19 protein-coding genes are annotated in these 20,009 nt (G+C 70.7%); 5 read left to right on the forward strand and 14 right to left on the reverse strand.

Features of this window, described 5'->3' with window-relative positions:
• Window positions 1-124 precede the first annotated feature (124 nt).
• Window positions 125-613 carry a hypothetical protein gene (locus ACWCSV_RS07160; RefSeq protein ID WP_451139333.1) on the forward strand — a complete coding sequence of 163 codons (489 nt, stop codon included), beginning with the start codon at window positions 125-127 and terminating at the stop codon, window positions 611-613.
• Between the two features lie 21 nt (window positions 614-634).
• Here the strand turns inward: ACWCSV_RS07160 and ACWCSV_RS07165 are convergent, their stop codons facing one another.
• A complete protein-coding gene (locus tag ACWCSV_RS07165; RefSeq protein ID WP_451139335.1) occupies window positions 635-1,324 on the reverse strand; it encodes a ScbR family autoregulator-binding transcription factor in 690 nt (229 codons plus the stop codon).
• A 373-nt stretch (window positions 1,325-1,697) separates the two neighbouring features.
• Between ACWCSV_RS07165 and ACWCSV_RS07170 the strand changes: the two genes are divergently transcribed.
• Entirely contained in the window at window positions 1,698-2,417 is a 720-nt protein-coding gene (locus ACWCSV_RS07170) for a response regulator transcription factor (protein WP_451139337.1), read from the forward strand.
• Window positions 2,418-3,107: 690 nt separating this feature from the next.
• Window positions 3,108-4,355, forward strand: coding sequence for a cytochrome P450 family protein (locus tag ACWCSV_RS07175; protein ID WP_451139339.1), 1,248 nt, complete (start codon window positions 3,108-3,110; stop codon window positions 4,353-4,355).
• Between the two features lie 361 nt (window positions 4,356-4,716).
• Here ACWCSV_RS07175 and ACWCSV_RS07180 read toward each other — a convergent pair whose 3' ends face one another.
• Both ACWCSV_RS07180 and ACWCSV_RS07185 read right to left on the reverse strand, forming a co-directional pair.
• Entirely contained in the window at window positions 4,717-5,658 is a 942-nt protein-coding gene (locus ACWCSV_RS07180) for an NAD(P)H-binding protein (protein WP_451139341.1), read from the reverse strand.
• Window positions 5,655-6,512 (reverse strand): ScbA/BarX family gamma-butyrolactone biosynthesis protein, encoded by an 858-nt coding sequence (locus ACWCSV_RS07185; RefSeq protein WP_451139579.1) that lies wholly within the window; start codon window positions 6,510-6,512, stop codon window positions 5,655-5,657. Before ACWCSV_RS07185 ends, ACWCSV_RS07180 begins: the two co-directional genes overlap by 4 nt.
• 342 nt (window positions 6,513-6,854) lie before the next feature.
• On the opposite strand from ACWCSV_RS07185, the gene ACWCSV_RS07190 reads away from it, so the two are divergent.
• Complete coding sequence (locus ACWCSV_RS07190; RefSeq protein ID WP_451139343.1) at window positions 6,855-7,565, forward strand: ScbR family autoregulator-binding transcription factor; 711 nt, start codon at window positions 6,855-6,857, stop codon at window positions 7,563-7,565.
• Window positions 7,566-8,287: 722 nt separating this feature from the next.
• On the opposite strand, the gene ACWCSV_RS07195 is transcribed toward ACWCSV_RS07190, so the two are convergent.
• Window positions 8,288-9,502, reverse strand: a complete 1,215-nt coding sequence (locus tag ACWCSV_RS07195) for an MFS transporter (protein WP_451139345.1) — start codon at window positions 9,500-9,502, stop codon at window positions 8,288-8,290.
• A gap of 65 nt (window positions 9,503-9,567) precedes the next feature.
• Here ACWCSV_RS07195 and ACWCSV_RS07200 point away from each other — a divergent pair, with 65 nt between their 5' ends.
• Entirely contained in the window at window positions 9,568-9,993 is a 426-nt protein-coding gene (locus ACWCSV_RS07200) for a MerR family transcriptional regulator (RefSeq protein ID WP_451139581.1), read from the forward strand.
• Here ACWCSV_RS07200 and ACWCSV_RS07205 read toward each other — a convergent pair.
• From ACWCSV_RS07205 to ACWCSV_RS07250, 10 genes are all read right to left on the reverse strand, one after another.
• On the reverse strand, window positions 9,957-10,901 hold the full coding sequence (locus tag ACWCSV_RS07205) for a fumarylacetoacetate (FAA) hydrolase (RefSeq protein WP_451139347.1): 945 nt from the start codon (window positions 10,899-10,901) through the stop codon (window positions 9,957-9,959). The genes ACWCSV_RS07200 and ACWCSV_RS07205 overlap by 37 nt on opposite strands.
• A gap of 81 nt (window positions 10,902-10,982) precedes the next feature.
• Window positions 10,983-12,284 carry a pyridoxal phosphate-dependent aminotransferase gene (locus tag ACWCSV_RS07210; RefSeq protein WP_451139349.1) on the reverse strand — a complete coding sequence of 434 codons (1,302 nt, stop codon included), beginning with the start codon at window positions 12,282-12,284 and terminating at the stop codon, window positions 10,983-10,985.
• Window positions 12,285-12,324: 40 nt separating this feature from the next.
• Window positions 12,325-14,016, reverse strand: coding sequence for an AMP-binding protein (locus tag ACWCSV_RS07215; protein WP_451139351.1), 1,692 nt, complete (start codon window positions 14,014-14,016; stop codon window positions 12,325-12,327).
• Window positions 14,013-15,131, reverse strand: coding sequence for a Glu/Leu/Phe/Val dehydrogenase dimerization domain-containing protein (locus ACWCSV_RS07220; RefSeq protein WP_451139353.1), 1,119 nt, complete (start codon window positions 15,129-15,131; stop codon window positions 14,013-14,015). Before ACWCSV_RS07220 ends, ACWCSV_RS07215 begins: the two co-directional genes overlap by 4 nt.
• A gap of 57 nt (window positions 15,132-15,188) precedes the next feature.
• Window positions 15,189-15,752 carry a type 1 glutamine amidotransferase gene (locus ACWCSV_RS07225; protein ID WP_451139355.1) on the reverse strand — a complete coding sequence of 188 codons (564 nt, stop codon included), beginning with the start codon at window positions 15,750-15,752 and terminating at the stop codon, window positions 15,189-15,191.
• A 9-nt stretch (window positions 15,753-15,761) separates the two neighbouring features.
• Window positions 15,762-16,559, reverse strand: a complete 798-nt coding sequence (locus ACWCSV_RS07230; RefSeq protein ID WP_451139357.1) for an amino acid kinase family protein — start codon at window positions 16,557-16,559, stop codon at window positions 15,762-15,764.
• Complete coding sequence (gene argC, locus ACWCSV_RS07235) at window positions 16,556-17,614, reverse strand: N-acetyl-gamma-glutamyl-phosphate reductase (RefSeq protein ID WP_451139359.1); 1,059 nt, start codon at window positions 17,612-17,614, stop codon at window positions 16,556-16,558. Before argC ends, ACWCSV_RS07230 begins: the two co-directional genes overlap by 4 nt.
• Complete coding sequence (locus tag ACWCSV_RS07240) at window positions 17,611-18,462, reverse strand: ATP-grasp domain-containing protein (protein ID WP_451139361.1); 852 nt, start codon at window positions 18,460-18,462, stop codon at window positions 17,611-17,613. Before ACWCSV_RS07240 ends, argC begins: the two co-directional genes overlap by 4 nt.
• 1 nt (window position 18,463) lies before the next feature.
• Entirely contained in the window at window positions 18,464-18,649 is a 186-nt protein-coding gene (locus ACWCSV_RS07245; RefSeq protein WP_386892421.1) for a lysine biosynthesis protein LysW, read from the reverse strand.
• 71 nt (window positions 18,650-18,720) lie between these two features.
• Window positions 18,721-19,890, reverse strand: coding sequence for an isopropylmalate synthase (locus ACWCSV_RS07250; RefSeq protein WP_451139363.1), 1,170 nt, complete (start codon window positions 19,888-19,890; stop codon window positions 18,721-18,723).
• Window positions 19,891-20,009 lie beyond the last annotated feature (119 nt).

Genomic DNA, 20,009 nt, shown 5'->3' on the forward strand with positions numbered 1-20,009 from the left:
GCGACAGATCGGCACTCACCTGCACCAGTGATGCCGCACGTCACGGCATCAATAGGTGAGACGTCCCGCGGCACCAGCCTGTTGAGGAAGGCCGCTGAGCAGCCCAGGCAGGCTCCCTTCCTCCTTGCGCGAGCGCGTCCTCTCCGCGCGCGGAGAGGGGCCGGCGGAGGTCGCGGCTGCGGCCAACCGGCCCGAGGGCCCGAGCCGGACGGCGATCACGCACGAGGGGCTGCGGGACTCGGTTGGCGTACCCGTCGCGGCCGACCGCGGTGCCGGCTACGTGCCGCGCCCCTCCGTAACGGATCCGGTGTGCGAGGAGTTCGCGGTGGCCCGCTTCGGCCGGCCGGAGCCGTTCCGCGAGCCGGGCCGCATGCCGGCCGGGGTGCGGTTGTGGCGGCGCTGGAAGCGTCAGGCCCTGCCGCGCGGCGGCGCCCGAACCTGCCGCTGGTGCCACGGCGGCGACTGGCACACGGTCAGTGCGATGGCGTTCGAGGTCCTGCGGCGGGCCCGTGCCCAGGGGGTGGAGGCCGACGCGGGCCGCACCGTCGTCCTCATCACCCACCGCCTCGCCCCACGCAGTGCGGACGGGATCACCGCATTCGACGGCGGATGACTGATCGGAGAAGGCAGGTGGTTATGGCTGGTTATCGGAGGGATGGGTGCCATTGAGGTGGAGTTGGGTGAGGGTGGTTGGTGTGACGGTGCCGTGGAGGAGGTGGTGCCAGAGGTTGGTGATGGCGTGGTGGGTGAGCCAGTTCCTGTTGGTTCGGGCGAGGGTCTCGTGGCCGATGGTTGTTGCGGTGATGGTCTGGGCGAGTTCCCAGGGTGTGGTGTGTTGGGTGAGGGCTCCTTGGGCGGCGGCGCGGGTGAGGGTGTGCTGGACGTAGGTCTGCCAGGTGTGGTGGAGGTTGAGGCAGGTGCGGTTGGTGGCGTCGCCGTTGAGGCGTAGGCCGGCTCTGGTGATGACGTCGTGGTGGAGTGTGCGGGCGAGGGCGTGGGTCGTGTCGATCAGTGTCTGCAGGGCGCTGGTGTCCGTGGGGCGGTTCTTTTCGACCGCCTGGTACAGGTGGTGGAGGGCTGTTTCCTCGACGGCGTCGGCCAGGTCCTGTTTGTTGGGGAAGTGGAAGTGGAGAGCTCCGCTGGTCACGCCCGCGGCGCTGGTCACTTCGTTGAGGCGCGTCCGCTCGTAGCCGTTCCTTTCGAACTGTTCGGCCGCGGCGCGCACGAGGGCTGTTCGGGTGCGGACGGAGCGTTCCTGTCTCGCCTTTCCGGCGCGGCGGGAGTGCGGCTGCTCGGGATCATCCATCGATGGTGACGACAACATGGAGACATCAGTACTAAGAAGAATCATTTGATGCCAGTCCGCTGGGCCCTATGTTCCTTATCTGTCATTTGTATTGGATTTCTAGCCACGCTGGCTGGAAGTCGTTATGAGGTGAAAGGGGGAAATGCTCGCCGATCCTGGGGCGATAAGCGTGCAAAACGTACCTTTTTGTTCGGGTGTACGCCGTTGACAGAAACATTCTTCGGCGTCTTATAATCTGGTGACGGGTTGCGTGGGGATCCATATGAGGGGAAACGAAGCCATGGCTGGCACCACAGACCTACTTGCAAGCCGTGTTCCCGACGCGCCTGGAGGGCGGGGCGACGTGCGCGGACGCCCGGGCGAGGTAGGTGGAGGCCCGGGCGGAGCTCCGATGGTGCCGAACCTGGAGCCGCCGGTGCGGGGTGCCGAGGGGGCCAGGGGCTGGCGTGTCCTGGTGGTGGAGAGTGATCCTGCACAGGCGGACCCCCTCATGCGGGCCCTGCGCCGTCATGGACACCGGGCCGCGGGGGCTGTGACCGGGACGGCCGCTCTGGGCGCGTACGGGGAGGCCGATCTGATCCTCCTGGATCTGGACCTCCCGGATCTGGATGGTCTGGAGGTCTGCCGGAGTATTCGTCAGGTGGATGACATCCCGGTGATTGCGGTGACCTCGCGTGACAGCGAACTGGACCGGGTGCTCGGTCTTCGTGCCGGCGCCGACGACTACCTGGCGAAGCCCTACGGACTGCAGGAACTGATGGCGCGTATGGAAGCGGTCATGCGGCGCTTCAAGCCGCATGCTCCTCTTCCCGGCGGGCCGGGCGGTCGTGTCACGGCGTGCGGTGGACTCCGGATCGATACGGAGAGGCGCAGGGCGACCCTGGGTGGTCAGCCGCTCGACCTGACCCCGAAGGAGTTCGACCTCCTCCACCTCCTTGCCACGCATCGGGGGGATGTGGTGCCCCGGAAGCTGTTGATGCAGGAGGTCTGGGCCGGTTCCTGGTCCCGGCGCACGCTGGACACCCACGTATGCAGCCTGCGGAACAAGCTGGGGTCGGGTGACTGGATCCTCACCGTCCGCGGAGTCGGGTTCCAGATCGGACCCCGCTGAAGGCGGAGGCACGACGGGCCGGCCGCTCCCGCAGTCGTCCCCTCCGGGTCGGGTGTCGGTCGAACTCCTCACCTCTCCGCGGGCGGTGCACGGTGACTCCGGCTTCGGCCTGACGCGCCTGACGCGCCTGACGCGCCTGGCGCACCTGGCGGAGCTCTGGCTTCTGGCGCTGAAGGGCGCGCCTTCGCGTACGGACTGCCCGGCCGGCTCAGCATTCCGAGGCGTACGAGACGCGCTGCCGCGTCAGGCCTGCCGCCGGACTCCGGGGCGGGGCTTCGCCGGCCGGGCGCAGCCGTCGGGATCCGTGTCGAAGCTCCGTGCGCGGTTGCGGATCCGGTTTTCCCGGTGGGCTGCCCGGTGAGCGAGATGCGCCGGGGCGAGGGGGTGGAGCGGAGCGGTGCGGGGAGGGTGAAGGCGCGGGATCGAGGCGTTGTTTCCCGCGCTCCGCTGTCGTGCGGGAGCGTTCTCCATTGTGTGGGGGAAGGGGTTCCGGCTGCTCGCTCTTCTGCTTGAAATGGCTTTACCTGTTTTTTTCATTGAGTAATGCCGGGTGGAATGCGGGCCCTGTTGACGGTGGTCGATAAATGGAGTCTGCTGTGCCTCGGAACATGGTCGGCGCTCTCCCGTGAGAATGGGCGGGCCGGAGGCCGTTTTCGCTTTGTCATCCTTCTACGGAGAGCAGGGTCACCGGTGAAAGTCCAGTCCGCAGTCATTTCCCCCGGTCTCGTCCGGATCGACGCCCTCGGTGCGGATCCGCACGCGGAGATCGCGCGCATACGCCGGGACGGCCCGGTCGCTCCGGTCGTGCTGCCCGGCGGCATCGTGGTCTGGTCGATCACGGGCCATCAGGAGATCAAGCAGTTGATGGCGGACCCGCGGGTCTCGAAGGACGCGGAGCAGCACTGGCCGGTCTGGATCAACGGTGAGGTCCCTGCCGGCTGGCCCCTTTCCCTCTGGGTCTCGGTGCGCAGCATGATCACCGCGTACGGCGAGGATCACAAGCGCCTGAGGAAGCTCACCGCGAAGGCGTTCACCGCGCGGAGGATCGGTGAACTCAGACCGAGAGTCGAGGAGTTCACCGGCCTGCTGCTGGAGAAACTCGCCGCCGCCCCGGACGGCGAGGCGGTGGATATGAGGGAGGGTTTCGCCGCTGTTCTGCCCGTGCAGGTCATCTGCGACCTGCTCGGCATTCCGGAGGAGGCGCGCCGCCGGCTCCAGGACACGATCGGCCTCACCTTTCTCACGGACGTGGCGCCCGGGACCGTGGAGCAGAACGTCGGCGAGCTCTACGCGGCGCTGAACGCTCTGGTCGACTTACGGCGGGCCACGCCGGGCGAGGATCTGATCACCTGTCTGATCGCCGCGCGGGACGAGGAGGTGGAGGGGGGACTCACCCAGGAGGAGCTGGTGGACACCGTCCTGCTCATCATTTCCGCGGGCTACGAGACGACGGTGAACCTCCTCGACCACGCCGTGCACAATCTGTTGCGGCATCCCGAGCAGCTCGCGCTGGTCCGTGACGGCGTCGCGACCTGGGGCGATGTCGTCGAGGAGACCCTGCGGTGCGATCCTCCCGGTTTCCACGTCCCTTTGCGGTACGCGGTCGAGGACATCGAGGTGGGCGGTGTGGTAATCGCCGCCGGGGACGCGATACTCGTCTCGCCGGCGGGGGCGGGACGCGACCCCGAGGTCCATGGCCAGAACGCGGACGCGTTCGACGTGACCCGGGCCACGCGCCGGACCCACCTCACCTTCGGCCACGGGGTGCACCACTGCCTGGGCGCCCCACTGGCCAGGATGGAGGCCGTCGTCGCCCTCGAAGCTCTCTTCCGACGGTTCCCCGATCTGCGTCTCGCGGAGCCGGAGAAGCCACTGGCGCCGCTGCCGTCGTTCATCTCGAACGGCCACCTCCGGCTCCCCGTACTGCTCCACGCCTGAGGCTCGCGCCCGTCCGGGCCGGCCACCGCCGGCCCGGACGGGATCTGCGCTCCGCGTGGGCTCCGTCGGGGCCGAGCCCGTGAATCCGCATCCCTCCCGCCGTGCCCGTCCCCCGCGGGCGGAGAGCGTCCTTCATGCCCGGGAACGGAGCGCTTCATTCCGGGGAACGGGGACCGCCGTCCGCGCGCAAACGGCGATGCGCCCTCCACGGGGGTGGAGGGCGCACGGGGGACGTGGGCGGTGCCGCGGGAGGGCCGGGGATGCCTCCGATTTTTACGCGGTGCATGACAAAACAGGGGTTGTGCGGGTCGTTCATGAGGTTCCGTGTCCCGCGGCTTGTCTGACGAAAAAGGGGGAGCCGTCAGTTGGTCCGGGCTGCCACGCGGTTGGGGGCGGGCGGGTGTGCAGTGGTATGCCGCTTGTTCGCGCGGTCCGGTTCCGCCGTGCTGTCCCGGTCGCCACCGCCGAAGAGGTGCAGGTGGTCCGACGCCCAGTCGTGGTAGGAGCGCGGACGGCGTCCCGTCAGCCGCTCCAGGTCGTCGCCGGTTCGCCGCTTGTTCCCTGCTGCCTGGAGATCGGCCCGCTGGAGCAGCGCCCCGACCACGTGGGGCGGGTGGCGCCGGGCGAGCACCGCCGCCTCTTCCTGCCTGGTCCGTTCCCGGAAGTCCACCGGTGAACCGAGCAGCTCACCTAAAATTGTGGTCTGTTGCCTGGCCGTCAGGGCCTGGGGTCCTACCAGGGTGTAGGTCTTGCCCCGGTGTTCCGGCCGGGTCAGTGCGCGTACCGCTACCGAGGCGACGTCACGCGGATCGACCGGTGTGTTCGGGGCGTCCCCGTACAGGGCGTCGACCCTCCCTTCCGCGCGCAGGCCGGCCGCCCAGGCCAGTGTGTTCGACATGAGGGCCCGGGGCCTCAGCAGCGTCCAGGAGAGCGCCGCACCGCGTACCACCTCCTCGATCTCACGCTGGCGTCGGGTGAGGAGGTCGTCGATGTCGTCGTCGACCGCCGCGGCGGAGAGCTTCACCACGTGCCCGACGCCTTCAGCGGTCGCCGCCCTGAGGAAGTGCGCGTCGTGCGGGGCGGTCGGATGGTTCGTCACGAGGAACGCCGCGTGCACCCCGCGCAGCGCGCGCCCGAGGGTACGGGGGTCGGCATAGTCGGCCGTGACGGTCTCGGCCCGCGGAATGTCCGCGTCGATCTGGCGGGGGTCCCTGGCCATCAGGCGCACAGGCACCCGATGCGCGGCCAGCCGGCGGGCCACGAGCGCGCCGGTGACGCCGGTGGCGCCGGTGACGAGGATCAACGGACCGCTCCGCCCTCGGGGGCGGTCACCGAGGACCTGAAGACTTCCTCACCTTCCTGGCGCCCGGTGACAACGACCGTGTTCCTCCGCTGTCCGGGGTGCGCCTCGATCCATATCGGTTCGCCGAACTCGGCGTAGCGGCCGAAGGAGTTGGTCGCCGCTGCGGGGTGGAACGCGGCGGGGCCCATGAGGGTGTACGCCGCCTGTCTGGCCGCCTCGATGAGCACCATCCCCGGGATGTGGTCCTTGGTTCCCTGATAAAGGGTGGTGTGTCCCGTGTCCACACGCAGCTGCCACTGGCCACTCCGGGAGGCGGGGGCCAGGAGCACGTCCTCGGGCCGGGTCCGTCCCACGGTGTGCGGGGGGACGCCGGACTCGGGGGGAAGCATCCCCGCGGCATCCGTCCGCCCGCCGCGCAGCCGCGCGTAGGTCCGCGGGTTCAGGATCCTGATGTTGCTGACGCCGACGCCGGCCGTTCCCCCCTCCCTGCGGACCGTGACGCGGCTGTCCATCGTGGAGAGGTGTCCCGCCCGCCACGTCGTCCCGGAGAGGGAGACCTCGATCTCCACCTCGTGACTGCCGGTGGCACGCAGGTGCGACGGGTCGCAGGTGAAGTCCAGCGCCCACATCAGGAAGTGATGATCCAACGGCACGCCGTAGGCGCCGTGACCGATCAGTATCGTGCTCTGCCGCATGGACTCCACCAGCAGCAGGGCGTCGTGCAGGCCGTCCGCCGGTGCGAAGAAGTCGTGGTCCTCGGGCCACCTTCCGCTCACGAGAAACCGGTTCTCCGCTCTGCGTTCCCATCCCGTGGGTACGACGTCCTGCGGTCTCGCCCGGTGGACGAGTTCCATCGGCACCCCGGATCTCGCGCCCTCTACCAGGGCATACGTGTCCGACACGCTGCACTCTCCTACGTATGTGGCGAACTGCCCCACGCAGTCCGCGCCGACAAGATACGTACGCCGGAGTATGTTTTGCAATGGCCCGTGGAAAGTGGCCAGCTCTCCTCCGGATCCTTAGAAGTAAGTGCAGGTAGAAGCCATTTCGTACGGGGCTTTTCGGCCGTTTTTCCCCGTCGCTGGCGCACTTCGTCAGCCGGTGCGGGGCCGCCGACGGGCCCCCGTCGTGTGCGGGCTGTTAAATTCGTACGGTTCAGTCTTTAAAATGCCTCGGCAGTACCCGCAGGGAGCAACGTGGCTAAACAGGATCGATCGGTACGTACCCGACGCCGGGTGCTGGAGGCGGCGGCGGAGGTCTTCGAACGGGAGGGTTACCGGGCGACGACCGTCAGCGAGATCGCCGCGGCGGCCGGCATGACGAAGGGAGCGGTGTACTTCCACTTCAGCGGCAAGGAGGAGCTTGCCCAGATCATCCTCGACGAGCAGCAGCGCGGCGCCGAGGACGCACTCCTGCCGCAGAACGTGAAGCTGCAGGAGATAGTGGACTCGGGCCTGGTGCTCGCCGAACGGCTCCACACGGACCGCCTCGTGCGCGCCAGTGTCCGGCTCAGCCTGGACCAGCAAGCGGCCGAGCTCGACCGGAGTAGTGCGTTCCGTACCTGGACGGAGGCCAACCTCGCGATCCTCGAAGAGGCCGGGCGGCGTGGGGAACTGCTCGCGCACGTCGACCTCGCCGCCACCGCCGAGCTGTTCGTCGGCTCCTTCGCGGGCCTCCAGCACATGTCGCAGGTCCTGGCGGGGTACGCGGACCTGCCGCAGCGAATCTCCGTGCTGCTGCGCCACGTGATGCCCAGCATCGCCGTCCCCCCGGTCCTGGGCAAGCTCGACCTGTGCGCCGAGCGCGGCGCTCGCCTCATCGCCGGGGCCGAGGATCGGGCAGCCGCCGCCGCGGCGGGCGCACCGCCTGTCGCCGGGGAGGGCTCGACGCCCGACCCGGCGGCATGACGAAGCGGCAGGTCCCGCTGCCGGAGGAGGCTCCAGTACCCGCCGGCCCGGATCCGTCGGCGTACCGGGAGGAATCTTTCGCCGCCGCGCACCGGCCGCCGCGCACCGGCGGCGGGCCGTCGGACGCCCGCGCGGTCGGCCCGGCGGCATCGGCGGGCCCGGCCGTGACCGCGTGGAAGACTCCGTGCCCCGCAGAGGAGCTCTGCGGGGCACGGAGTCTTCCCCCGCTCCGAAAACCGGCTGGGGGGTGTGGGGGGAGCCGGCTGTCGGAGTTCGGACACCGGGTCCGGGCGTGCCCCGCCCGGTCGGGCGGGGCCGCGAGGCACGGTGGCGGGGGGTCCGGGGAGTGCCGTCGAAGGGGCATCGTCCGCCGTGGGGGGACGGGCGTGCCTGGCCCTCCCCGTCGCAGGGGACTTCGAAAGGGCGAACCGGGAGTGTCTCGAAGATCTTGCGATCACACCCGGTCCGCACCGCCTCGTGGTGGCTGGTGTTCACGGGTGGGCCGGGGTGATCGGGACGGCCGGAGCGGGATCTTCAGCGGTCTGCCAGTGCGTGTGTCGAAAGTGGCGCCGTCCGCCCGGAGGGCGGGCCCGGCGGCTTCCGGTGTGTGCGATCGCAAGGCGGAGGGGCGCCCCGATACTGGATGCATCGGGGCGACCCCGACAACGTGGCGAGCGTGCGCGCCGGGCGCCGCCGGACGGGCGGGACTTTCGACACTCGGCCTAGGCCGCGTCGACCATGTCCGGCCGCTTCGCGGGGAACGCGTGCTTGCGGGCCAGGACCACCACGATCAGCACGGGCGCCATGAGTGCCAGGACGCTCCAGGCGAAGGAGTCGGGGCCGATACCGCCCAGGAGGAGGCCGCCGACGGCTCCGCCGCCGGCCATGAAGGAGTTCCACGTGGTGACCAGCAGGGCCTGTCCCCGTTCGCCTCCCGCGTCGGTGACGGCGGTCTGGAGGAGGGTTGTGACACCGCCCCAGCCCAGGCCCCAGAGCACCATCGCGCCGTAGACCACGACGATGTTGCCGGCGAGCAGGGCCAGGAGGACTGCGGCGGTGAGGAACAGGGCGCTGCTGATGACCGTCAGTTGGCGCAGCCTGCGGTCCACCAGGGCGCCGGTGATCAGGATGCTCACCACGGAGGCGATGCCGAAGACGAGCAGCACCACGTCACGGGAGTCGCCCATGTCGTTCTCGTCGAGGAAGGTGGCGATGTACGTGTACAGGATGTTGTGGGCGAGCACGTAGGCCGCGACCACGAACAGCACCGCCGCGACGCCGGGGAGCGCCAGCGCCTTCAGGATCGGCTCACGGGCTTCCGGCCGCTTGCCGGGGGCGTCGGGGACCGAGGCGAGGATCCAGCCCAGCAGGGCCACGGAGACCAGGGTCACCAGCCCGAAGGTCATCCGCCAGCCGAACAGGCCGCCGAGGAAGGTGCCCAGCGGGATGCCGAGCGACAGGGCGAGCGGGACGCCGGCCATGGTGATGGCGATGGCCCTGCCCTGCAGATGGGGCGGAGCCAGCCGCCGCGCGTAGCCGACGAGTTCGGCCCAGACGGCCGCTGCGGCGACGCCCGCGATCAGGCGGAACACCATCGTCAGGGAGTAGCTGGACGACAGTGCCGTGACCGTGTTGGCGATGGCGAAGGCCATGACCGCCAGGAGCAGCAGCTTCTTGCGGGCCCACGCCGCCGTGGTGACGGACAGGGGGATGGCCGAGAGGCCGGTGGCGATCGCGTAGATCGTGAGGGACTGGCCCATCGCGGACTCGCTGACCGAGAGGTCCCGGGCCATTTCGGGGAGCACCCCGGCGGGAAGGGCCTCCGTCAGGATTCCCATGAAGGCCGCCGTCGACAGGGCCAGGAGCGGGGACATGGGGAGCTTGCGACTCTCCGCGGGCAGGGACGTGCCGGGGAGCTCTGTTTGAGAAGCTGACATGAATGTATCCTCAAACCTTCACACTGGTGTGAATGTCAAGTGGACGGGGAACGGGGTGGATCCAGATGCGGATCGGTGAGCTCTCGGAGCGCACGGGAACGCCGCGCCGAATGCTGCGGTACTACGAGGAACAGGAACTGCTGGTGCCCGGGCGGGCGTCGAACGGGTACCGGGACTACGCCGAGGGGTGCGTGGACCGGGTCCTGCAGATCAGGGGCCTGCTCGATTCCGGCTTGCCCACGCGGGTCATCAAGCAGGTCCTCCCCTGCATCGATGACCCTGCGGCCATCCACATCTCCGGCGCCACGGCCGAGACGATCGCCACCCTGGAGCGCGAACGCGACAGCATGGCGCACCGCATCCGGTGCCTGCTCCGCAGCCACGAGGCCATCGTCGGCTACCTGGAGGCGGTGCGCCGGGACCAGCAGCCCTCCGCCGGGGTGCCGGCGCACCGCTACGGGAGGGCGGATTCGGTGACCGAGGCGGCCTGAGGGCCGAAGCGGACGGCCGAGAGGGACTGAGGGCCGAAGCGGACGACGTTGGGCAGCGAGACCCCGTGGCTGGTCACGTCGATGACCATGCGGTCACCGTCCTCGATCCGGAAACCGTCGTGGTAGGTGGCCTTGTCCGCTCCCAGGAACAGGTAGTTGACCAGGCCCGGACGGCGGAGCGCCGGGTAGGAGAACAGGTACTGCACCATGTCGCCGAACCGCTGGAAGATGGAGTCCGCGCCGCAGGAGAACGGCCCCTCCCACGCCTCGGCCCCGTCGCGCTCGATGACGACCCGGCCGGTCACCTTCTCCGGGGGGTCCTCCAGGAAGAGCCAGGGGGTGATGGAGGTCTCGCACAGCTTGGCGTAGGGGGTCCACGCCCACGGCTTCTCCAGGTGGAGCCCGATGTCGTTGAGGTCGTTGCCGAACGTGTAGCCCGCGTAGTGCGGGGTCCCCTCCTCGTCGTTGACGTAGACCAGTACGACTTCCGGCTCCTCCAACAGCCAGACGGGGTCGGCCGGGGTGACGAGGGGCTCGTCCGGCATGCGCAACCAGGACCCGAAGCCCTTGATGTAGTAGTTCGGCGCGGCGAACACCTCGTCGGGTTCCGGGGCGCGGTCGAACTTGGAACGGTGCGTCCCCATGAAGCCGTTGATCAGAGAGTTGTTCGTCGACGTGGGCAACAGAGGTGGCAGGAAACGGAGTTCGGAATCCCCCACGGCGACCGACAGGGTCTCCCCGCCGGCCCTGAGGGCCTTCGCGACGTCTGCCGGGCCGGACCCGGCGACGAGGGCGTCTCGCAACTGCCCCTCCTCCACCGCGTACAACTCGTGGAATGCGCCGTCCGCGGGCATGCCCAGCCCCGCGTACCGCCGGCCTTTGTACTCGCACTCGAAGATGACGGACATGACTGTCGCTGACCTCCAGAAGGTCGTTCGGACCCGGCGTCCGCGCGGGACCGTGTCGGGGGAACGCGCCGGGCGGCGCGTTCAGTGGGACAGGGCGGCCGCGTCCGGTACGGGGCGGCCGGCGAGGTCGCCGAGGACTTCGGCGACGCGGTCGAGGGAGGCACTGACCCACGGCAGGCGCAACGGGTCGGCGGCGGTCAGCGTGATGTCGCGTTCGGCGTCGCTCTCGCCGTACAGCCGGCTGGTGGCGGCCCGGATCCGCAGCGGGCGCTCCGGTTCGCCGAAGGCCGTGGCAGGCAGCACCCCCACCCCGTACCGGCGCGAGAGCAGCTGGGCCAGGTCTTCGCTGCCTCGCACACCGTGCACGCGGGCCAGACGCTGCCGCAGGGGTTCGAAGTCGGGGTAGAGGTAGCAGGTGGCCCGCACCGGCGGCAGGTCGGCGCCGGCGGCAGTGAACTGCCGGGCCACCGCGCGGACGACGACCTCGTGCAGCCGCAGGCTCGCGGCGACGCGGGCGACGACCTCGGGCGGCTCCTCGAAGGCGTAGGCCGCGGCCGTCTGCACCGGAGCCACGGTGCTCGACCAGATCTGGCTGGCGACGCCGGCCAGTCCCGCGTGCAGCGCGCGTCCGAGGCCGCTGTCGGGCAGGCGGGCGACGCCCGTCCGCCACCCGCCGAGGGCCAGGTTCTTGGTGAGCCCGGTGGTCACCACCGTCCTCTCCGGTGCGAAGACCGCCGGGGAGACCGCCCGGTCGGCGGGGTCGAAGACCAGGTCGCAGTAGATCTCGTCGGAGACGACGACCAGGTCCAGCTCCCGGGCGGCCTCGGCCAGCCGGCGCACGGTGGCCGCCGGGGCGACCGTGCCGCTCGGGTTGTCGGGCAGGGTGACCACCACGCACCGCGGGTCCCGGCCGGCGGCCCGTGCCCGCAACACGGCCCGGACCAGCGCGTCGGGATCGGGCACCCCGCCCTCACCGGGGCGGACTGCCACCGGCAGAGCCCGCCCCCCGGCCAGCGCCGCCTGCGCCCCGTAACTCACCCAGCTCGGCACCGGCACCACCACGTCACCGCCGACCGCCAGCATCAGGGCGAACAGCAGCGGCTTGCTCCCGGGCCCGCAGACCACCAGGTCGGGGTCGGTCGGCAGACCGCGGCGGCCCCAGTACCCGGCCGCCGCGGCCCGCATCGCCCGGTCCCCGGTCACCGGACCGTAGGCGTTGCGGCCGGCCGCCGCGGCGAGCCGCTCCGCCAGGACCGGCAGGACGGGCAGGCCGATCTCACCGCCGGCCAGGGACAGGACCTGCTCCCCGGCCGCCCGGCGGCGCGTCAGCTCCTCGTCGGCGGCGAGGGTGGCCGACATGGCCACCGGCGCGCGATCAGACATGCTCTCTCCTTCGGGCGAGGGGGACTGCGGACTGGTTGCCCTACCGTGCGGCGCCGGCCGGGACCGGCTCGTGGCCGGCGTACCGCTCCCGCAGTTCGATCTTCCGGACCTTGCCGGTGAGCGTCTTGGGCAGGGCCGCGAGCACCTCCAGCCGGTCGGGGAGGAACCGCGCCTCCTGGCCGGCGTCCGCCAGATGGGCGCGGACCTCCTCCAGGGAGGGCGGAGCGTCGCCCCGCGGCACGACCACCGCCAGGATCAGGTCGTCCAGGCGGCCGGCGGGGCCGACCACGGCAGCCTCGGTCACCTTGGGGTGCCGGGCGATGATGGCCTCGAGCTCGGCCATCGGGACGACGATCCCGTCCCGCAGGATGGCGTCCTTCGCCCGCCCCAGCAGCCGGATGCCGCCGCGCCCGTCCTCGCGGGCCACGTCACCGGTGTCGAACCAGCCCTCCGCGTTCATTTCGGCATCGAACGCGTCGGCCCGCTTGTAGTAGCCGAGCGCCCGGGACGCGCCGCGCACCCGCAGCCGGCCCACCGGTGCACGCTTGTCCGGATCGTGGCAGGCGTCGATGCGGATCTCCATGGAGTCGATCGGACGCCCGTGGCTGTGCGCCGCCCAGTCCTGGTTGTAGTCCAGCCGCGTGATGGTCACCGGGCCGAACTCCGACATCCCCCAGACCGAGTACGTCTGGGCGCCGAAGGTCTGCCGCAACTCGTCCACCAGCTGCTGGAGGACGGGCGCGGCACCGGTGACGACGTGCCGCAGCGACGACACGTTCCGCGGGTCGACGCGCTGGGACTCGGCGACCTCGGTGAGGGTGGGCGGCGGCCCGTACAGGAGCGTCGCCCCGTACCGCTCGATCAGGTCGGGCAGGAGGCTGTTGTCCTGGATGTCCTGGAAGACGACGGTGCCGCCCAGCATGACCCCGGCGAGGATGCCCTGGCCGAAGCCCGAGTAGTGGATCAGGGGCGTGGTCAGCGCGGCGACGAGGTCGTCGCGCAGCAGGAAGGTGTCCACGTAGCCGCGCACCGCCGAGTGGATGGTGTTCTGGCTGTGCAGCACCCCCTTGGAGTCGCCCGTGGTGCCCGAGGTGAAGAGCACCACGAAGGGATCGTCGGCGGTGAGTTCACGGCCGGCCAGCTCCCGCGTACGCACCCGCTCCCACGGCTCGGTGACGAAGTGGTCGTGGAAGTCCACGGCCTGCTCGGGGGCGTGCCCACCGACCACGACGACGTGTTCGAGGGCCAGTTCGCCCTTCAGCGCGATGAGCGTCTTCGCGAGGGGGTAACCCTCCCACTCGTCGACCGTGACGCAGACCTTCGCCCCGGTCAGCGAGAGGCGGTGGCGCAGGTCGTTCTCCCGGCAGACCGGCGCGATGGGGCAGATGACCGCTCCTACCCGGATGCAGGCGAACATCAACGGCACGATTTCCCACCGGTTGGGCAGCTGGACCGCGACGAAGTCACCTCGCTCCACGCCGAGTTCCAGCAGCGCACCCGCGAAGCGCTCCGTCAGCCGGGCGAGCTCGGAGTAGTCGAGGGTGTCGGTGCGCGCCTCGTGCAGCCGGCGGCCGGCGACGGCCAGCTTGTGAGGCCGCTCCCGCGCCTGGCGGCGCAGGTCGTCGAGGAACGTCTCCTCGCGCCACCACCCGCGTCTGCGGTACTCCGCGGCGTTCTCGCCGGACGTCGCGACGGCCGGACCGGGGTACGGGGCCCCGTGCTCCCCGGTCACCGCCGGTCCGCCCGTCGGGCCGCGAGCAGCTCCGGGAGCGGGTCGCCCGCCCGGCCCGCCGCGATCTCCAGCAGGTCCACCGTGTTCTGCCGCACCCGATCGCCGACCCAGTCGAAGACCCACGCCTTGCGCGCGTCCGCCGCGAGGCCGAAGGGGACGACCCGGGTGACGGCCAGCGCCGCGGAGGCCGCCCCGCCGATGTTGGCGATGACGCCCGGGACCAGGGTGACCCCGGAGCCGGCTGCCTTCTCCTTGGCGGTGCTGTTCGACGCGAGGTTCGCACCCTCGACCACCACACCGGCCCGGAGCCGGGGGGTGTTCTCCGCGGTGAGCGCGTGCTTCTGGGCGGCGAGGACCAGGAGGTCGGCGTCGACGTCGAGCCAGGCGTCCGCCCCTTCGGACAGGGTGACGTCCTGCGGCAGGCCGGAGCGCTCGATGCGCCCGAACTCGTCCGTCGCGGCGACCAGGGCGGCCACCGGGAGCCGGTCCGCGCTGATGGTGCCCTGCACGTCGGCGACACCCACGATGACGTGCCCGCGCGCCTCCAGGAAACGGGCGACGGCCCGGCCCACCGCGCCGAAGCCCTGGATCACGACTCGCGCCGGACCCTGGTGGCCGCGCGCCTCCAGGGCGGTGACCGCGGCCACCCCCACACCGTGCCCGGTGGCGTCGATCAGGGGCTCGTAGTAGGTCCGCCAGTCGATGGGCATGTCGGGCGCGCCCGCCCGGAAGCGGGGGTCGTAGCCGGCCTCGGCGAAGAAGACGGCCCGGTCGGCGGGGGTGACCCCCATGTCGATGCCGAGGTGGATGCCGCCGTGCAGCAGCGGCTTGACGGTGCGGCCGAAGGTGCGGAAGGTCTCCTCGCGGTCGGATCCGTCGGCGACGATGCCGGCCTTGGCGCCACCGATGCGCAGGCCCGCCAGGGTGAACTTGTCGGTCATGTCGCGGGCCAGCCCGGCCACCTCCTCCTCGGTCACGCCGGCGGTCATCCGGGTGCCGCCCATCGCGAGCCCGTCGACCAGCGAGTCGACGACGACCCATCCCTTGAGGCTGCCGCCGCTGCCGTGCAAGCGGGTGACGAACGCGGGGGCCTGCGGTTCTCCAGGAGCATTCATGGATACGTCCTTCCGATGTGTGGGGTACTGAGGGGACCGGTCACGCGCGTGGGGCGCTCACCGGTAGAGCTGGGCGAAGCCGCGCATGATCTCCAGGCCGTCGGGCCGGAACTCCAGATGCGCCTGGGAACCGAGGATCCGGCCGTCGTCGGAGCGCAGAAACTCCACGGGGGCGAGTTCGGAGCGGCCGATGGAGCGGAAGCCCGGCGGGGCCTCCCGCAGGTAGAGGGTGTGACGGTGGAAGACCGTCACCGTGGGCTTGACGTAGGCGAAGAGGGGCTCCTCCTCGTCGATCCGCGCCTCGTACCCCCCCACCCGCTGCGGGCCCTCCACGAGGCTGCCGCCGGCCGCGACGGCCAGGATCTGCATGCCTCCGCAGATCCCGAGGACCGGAACGTCACTGTTCATGACCAGGTCGATCAGCGGTCTGTAGTAATCACTGTCGTAGGCCCGCACCTTCGTGCCGCTCAGCGCGATCGCCTGGTACCGGCCGTCGAGACGGGCGGGCACGGAGGCAGCGTCCACGGCGTCCGTGTCCGAGCCCAGGTCCTCGAAGCGCTTGCGCAGCTGCTTCAGCGACAGGGTTCCGTTGTTGACCACGAGTACTCGGGATTTCGTCACAGGGGTCCTCTAGTTTCGCGTGATGACGGTGCCGGTGCGTGCCGCGAGGAGGTCGGAGAGGGGCGCGCTGCCGATGACGACCCGCTCTGCCCCCCGCTCCAGCGCCTCCTCCGCGGCCCGGAGCTTCTTGCGCATACCGCCCGTAGCGCCCTTGTCCCGGAACTCGGCCGCAGCCGCGGCGGTGATCCGGTGCACCGGCCGGTCGTCGATCAGCAGGTGCGTGACATCGGTGACCAGGACGAGGTCGGCCGCACCGATCGCCCCGGCCACCGCTGCGGCGGCTCGGTCGGCGTCGGTGTTGACCTCCTGGCCCGCCGCGTTCCGCGCCAGCGGGGTGACCAGGCTGGCGTGGCCGGGCACCAGGTTCTTCAGGTGCGCCGGGTCCACCCCGGTGATCGGCCCGACCAGGTTGTCGAGCTCGACGAGCTGCTTCTCCCGCCACCACCAGCGCTCGCCCTCCCCGGCGCTGACCAGGCCTTCGCTGCCCACCAACCGCTCCGCCGTGATGCCACGGCGCTCCAGCCGTCCGAAGACGTCCTCGGCGAGCTGAGCGCTGACGGTCCTGATGTCCGCGATGACCTCCGGTGTGGTCCACCGGCTCTGGTTGCCGTACCGGTCACGAAGGACCGCCGAGGACTCCGAGTAGCGCGGGTGGAGCCTCTTGAGGGGCTTGGACCAGCCGTGCACCAGGACCAGCGGGCGGCGCTCGGCGTGCCGGGCGAGATCGTCCCACCACGTACCGTCGAGGTCCTCCAGGCAGCTCCCGCCGAGCTTGACCACGACGGGCGACGTCGTGTCCGCGCTCATGCCGGCATCAGGGGCTGCATCGTCAGCCCCGTCCTCTCGGGCAGCCCGTACCGCAGGTTGAGCGCCTGCACGGCCTGGCCCGCCGCACCCTTGACCAGGTTGTCCAGTGCCGCCAGGACGACGATGCGGCCACCGTCCGGATCGTGCAGGACGGTCACGTCGCAGTAGTTGGACCCCAGCGCCGCCTGGGGATCGGGCATGGGGATCAGCGTCTCGTCGTTCCGGCGCACCCGGACGAAGGAACGGCCCCGGTAGAACCGGGCGTACGCCCGCTGCAGCTCCCGCAGATCCACCTCGTCGTCGGTGAACACGTAGCAGCTGACGAGCAGCCCGCGCACGTGCGAGACGCCGTAGGCCGACATGCTCAGCGAGTCGATCCCGCCCGGCCCGTGCCTGCCGAGGAACTCGGCCACCTCGGCGGCGTGACGATGACCGGTCGGGGCGTACGGAGCGATGGCACCGTTCCGCAGGGGGTGCAGGTCCGCGGTCCGCAACTGCAGACCCCCACCGCTGGAACCGCTCTTCCCGTCCACGACGACGGTCTTCAGGCGCAGACCCAGCCCGAGGGTGAGGGGCGCCAGCCCGAGCGTGATGGCCGTCGCGTAGCAGCCGGGTACGGAGATCAGCGCGGCGCCCTCGAGCGCGTCGCCGACGAGCTCCGGCACGCCGTACACGAAGCGCGCCGCCAACTCCTCGGAGCGTTCGGCCTTCGGGTACCAGCGCTCGTGCAGGTCCCGGCCGCTGATGCGGAAGGCACCGCTGAGGTCGATCACGCACGCCACACGATCGGCGAGCTCCGCGGCGAGCCGGGCGGACGCCGGCGCGGGCGTGGCGAGGAACACCACGTCGCACCGTTCGGCCACCCGGTCCGCCTCCACCGGTTCGACGACGAGACCGAGGTCGAGGCGGAGCCCGGGGTGGAGCTCCGCCGGGCGCCGGCCTGCGCTGGAACTCCCGCCCAGGAAGGTCAGTTCGAGATCGGGGTGCTGGCTGACCAGCCGGATGAGTTCGCCTCCGGCCAGCCCCGAGGCACCGACGATTCCCACACGTATCATCCGACTGTCTCCCGCAGATATCCGAGCACGGCCGACGAGATGTCCGTGCTCGTCGTGGACGCCACGCCCCGCCATGCGGGGGCGTGATTGACCTCGTTGACGACGGGGCCCGTCGCGGTCCTGAAGAGGTCCACCCCGTAGATGCCGGCGCCCAGACGGTCCACGACCCCCTCGACCGTCTTGCGGACCTCGGGGTCGTCGGTCAGGGACCGGCTCCGGTTGCCCAGCGCCGCGTTGCTGCGCCAGTCGGCGCCCGCGCTCTCGAACTCGGCGGCCGCCACGATCTCCCGGCCGACGACCAGGCAGCGGATCGACCCGCCCCCCAGGTACGGCTCGACCAGGCAGGCCTGCTCGAAGGCGTGTCCGAGGTCCTCGACGTAGTCGTACACGGAGTGCGCGAGGTCGGGGTCGCGCACCAGGGTGACGCGTTTGCCCATCCCTCCGTACACGGGTTTGAGCACCACGGGCGTGCCCAGTTCCGTCAACGCCCGCTCATAGTCCTTGCGGGACAGGGCGAGACGGAAGTCGGGGACGGGTATCCCGGCCGCGCGCAGCACGGCGCGCAGCACGAGCTTGTTCTCGCAGGCGTGGATGGAGGCGGCCGAGTTGAGGACCCTGAGCCCGTTCGCCTCGGCCATGGTGGCGATCAGCCCGCCGCGGGTGTAACTGCGGCTGCGGATCAGGAGCGCGTCGTACCCCTCCAGGGAGGAGACGGCGTGCGCCGCGCCCAGGCAGAGGGACTCGTCGTTGACCCAGTCGATCCGCAGACCGGACTCCGGGGCCGCCTCGATCAGCCGGCGTTCCTCCCAGCCGATCCGGTCCGCGACGACGGCGATGCTGCCGGCCATCTCACTGGCCCCAGTCGCGGAGCTTGACCTCCACCATCTGCAGGGTCAGGACGCCGTCCTCGATGTCCTCGACCCGCAGGGTCAGCATGCACTCGGGGCAGGACAGCGTCTCGCCCTGCACGAGCGGTGGAACAGTCAGGTCGGTCTCGCACTCGGGGCAGGTGCCGGTCAGGGTTGCGGTGCTCATGGACGACTCCGGTTTCGAAGGAGGGAGCGGAAAAAAGGGGGGCCGGGGCCCGGAGGCCCGCGGGATGGCTGTCAGACGACGGCCTGGAAGTCGACGGCCTGGAAGTCGACGGCTGCCTTGCGGACGGCGTCCCGGTCCAGCAGCGGGCCGCCGGCGCCGGCCTGGCGCTCGCTCAGCCACGCGGTGAAGGCGCCCACATCGGTCCGGACGCCGGACCCTTCGAGCGCCCACGCGACCAGAGCCGTCGTCAGCCGGGTGCGGACCCGCAACTCGCGCCGGTTGCCGACGAGTTCCGCGGGCAACGTCTCGTACGCCTCGGGGAAGCTGAGCTGGCCGGGGAGTTCGTACGCGAAGGCGTGCGGGGCGGTCGGGCCCGACTGGAAGGCGTCGCCCAGACCGGCACCCTTCAGCGCCAGCCGCGAGAGCTCCGTCAGGTGCGTCAGGTCGAAGCGGGTGTCACCGTGCATCACCCGCAAAGAGGTGAGGAGTTCGGCCAGCGGAGCGTTGCCGCCACGCTCGCCGATCCCCCCGACGGTCGCGGAAACCCACTGGGCACCGGCCCGGACGGCGGCGAGGGAGTTGGCCACCGCCATGCCCAGCATGTTGTGCGAGTGGATCTCGATCTCGGAACCGTCGATGGCGGTCAGATCGCCGATCACGGACTGCATCCGCCAAGGCGACAGACAGGCGACGGTCTCCGCCAGGCGGAACCGGTCGGCGCCGGCCTCGAACCCCGAGGTCACGTACGGGACGAGCCGCTCCTTGGGGGTGCGGGCGCCGTCCTCGCCGCTGAAAGTCACGTGGAAGCCACGCTCCTTGGCCTGGGAGATCGCCGAACCGGCCAGCACCTGGAGGAACTTGAGGCTCGGCGAGTCCAGTTTCAACTGCGCGTGCTGTTCGGAGGTGGGGATGGAGTACATGATGTGGCGCACACCGAGCCGCTCCGCCTCGTCCAGGGCCCGGGCAACCTGCCGCCGGTCCCGTACGACGACGAGCGTCATGCTGCGCTCCGGGCCGATGGCCTCATGGGTGGCGAGGACGAGATCGGCGTCCTTGGAGTCCGGGCCGGACACCATGCCCACCTCGACCAGCTCGACACCGGTCCTCACCAGCCGTTCCGCGATGGCCGCGGCATCCTTGGGGCCGAATTCGACCCCCGCCATGTGCGCTGAGTCCCGTAGGGTCGCGTCGGATATGCGGGGAAGCCCCGGCAGGCTTTCCTCTCCGGTATCGAAAGGCATGGCATTCCTCTCTCGGCGTTTTCCGAATTGATTTCCCGACCGGCTCCGCACTGATCCGGAAATGGGGGCCTGCGAGATCCCCGCATGCCCTTCGGAGCAGTGGGGTCGGGTGCGGAGTG

This window comes from Streptomyces sp. NPDC001770 (genome assembly GCF_053596135.1).

Excerpts from the sequence above, each read along its gene's own strand:
- ACWCSV_RS07185 (WP_451139579.1), bottom strand. The coding sequence starts at position 6,512 with ATGGAACTCGTCCACCGGGCGAGACCGCAGGACGTCGTACCCACGGGA.
- ACWCSV_RS07220 (WP_451139353.1), bottom strand. The coding sequence starts at position 15,131 with ATGAATGCTCCTGGAGAACCGCAGGCCCCCGCGTTCGTCACCCGCTTG.
- ACWCSV_RS07165 (WP_451139335.1), bottom strand. The coding sequence starts at position 1,324 with ATGTTGTCGTCACCATCGATGGATGATCCCGAGCAGCCGCACTCCCGC.
- ACWCSV_RS07200 (WP_451139581.1), top strand. The coding sequence starts at position 9,568 with ATGCGGATCGGTGAGCTCTCGGAGCGCACGGGAACGCCGCGCCGAATG.
- ACWCSV_RS07195 (WP_451139345.1), bottom strand. The coding sequence starts at position 9,502 with ATGTCAGCTTCTCAAACAGAGCTCCCCGGCACGTCCCTGCCCGCGGAG.
- ACWCSV_RS07170 (WP_451139337.1), top strand. The coding sequence starts at position 1,698 with ATGGTGCCGAACCTGGAGCCGCCGGTGCGGGGTGCCGAGGGGGCCAGG.
- ACWCSV_RS07250 (WP_451139363.1), bottom strand. The coding sequence starts at position 19,890 with ATGCCTTTCGATACCGGAGAGGAAAGCCTGCCGGGGCTTCCCCGCATA.
- ACWCSV_RS07240 (WP_451139361.1), bottom strand. The coding sequence starts at position 18,462 with ATGGCCGGCAGCATCGCCGTCGTCGCGGACCGGATCGGCTGGGAGGAA.
- ACWCSV_RS07230 (WP_451139357.1), bottom strand. The coding sequence starts at position 16,559 with ATGAGCGCGGACACGACGTCGCCCGTCGTGGTCAAGCTCGGCGGGAGC.
- ACWCSV_RS07205 (WP_451139347.1), bottom strand. The coding sequence starts at position 10,901 with ATGTCCGTCATCTTCGAGTGCGAGTACAAAGGCCGGCGGTACGCGGGG.
- ACWCSV_RS07245 (WP_386892421.1), bottom strand. The coding sequence starts at position 18,649 with ATGAGCACCGCAACCCTGACCGGCACCTGCCCCGAGTGCGAGACCGAC.
- ACWCSV_RS07210 (WP_451139349.1), bottom strand. The coding sequence starts at position 12,284 with ATGTCTGATCGCGCGCCGGTGGCCATGTCGGCCACCCTCGCCGCCGAC.
- argC (WP_451139359.1), bottom strand. The coding sequence starts at position 17,614 with ATGATACGTGTGGGAATCGTCGGTGCCTCGGGGCTGGCCGGAGGCGAA.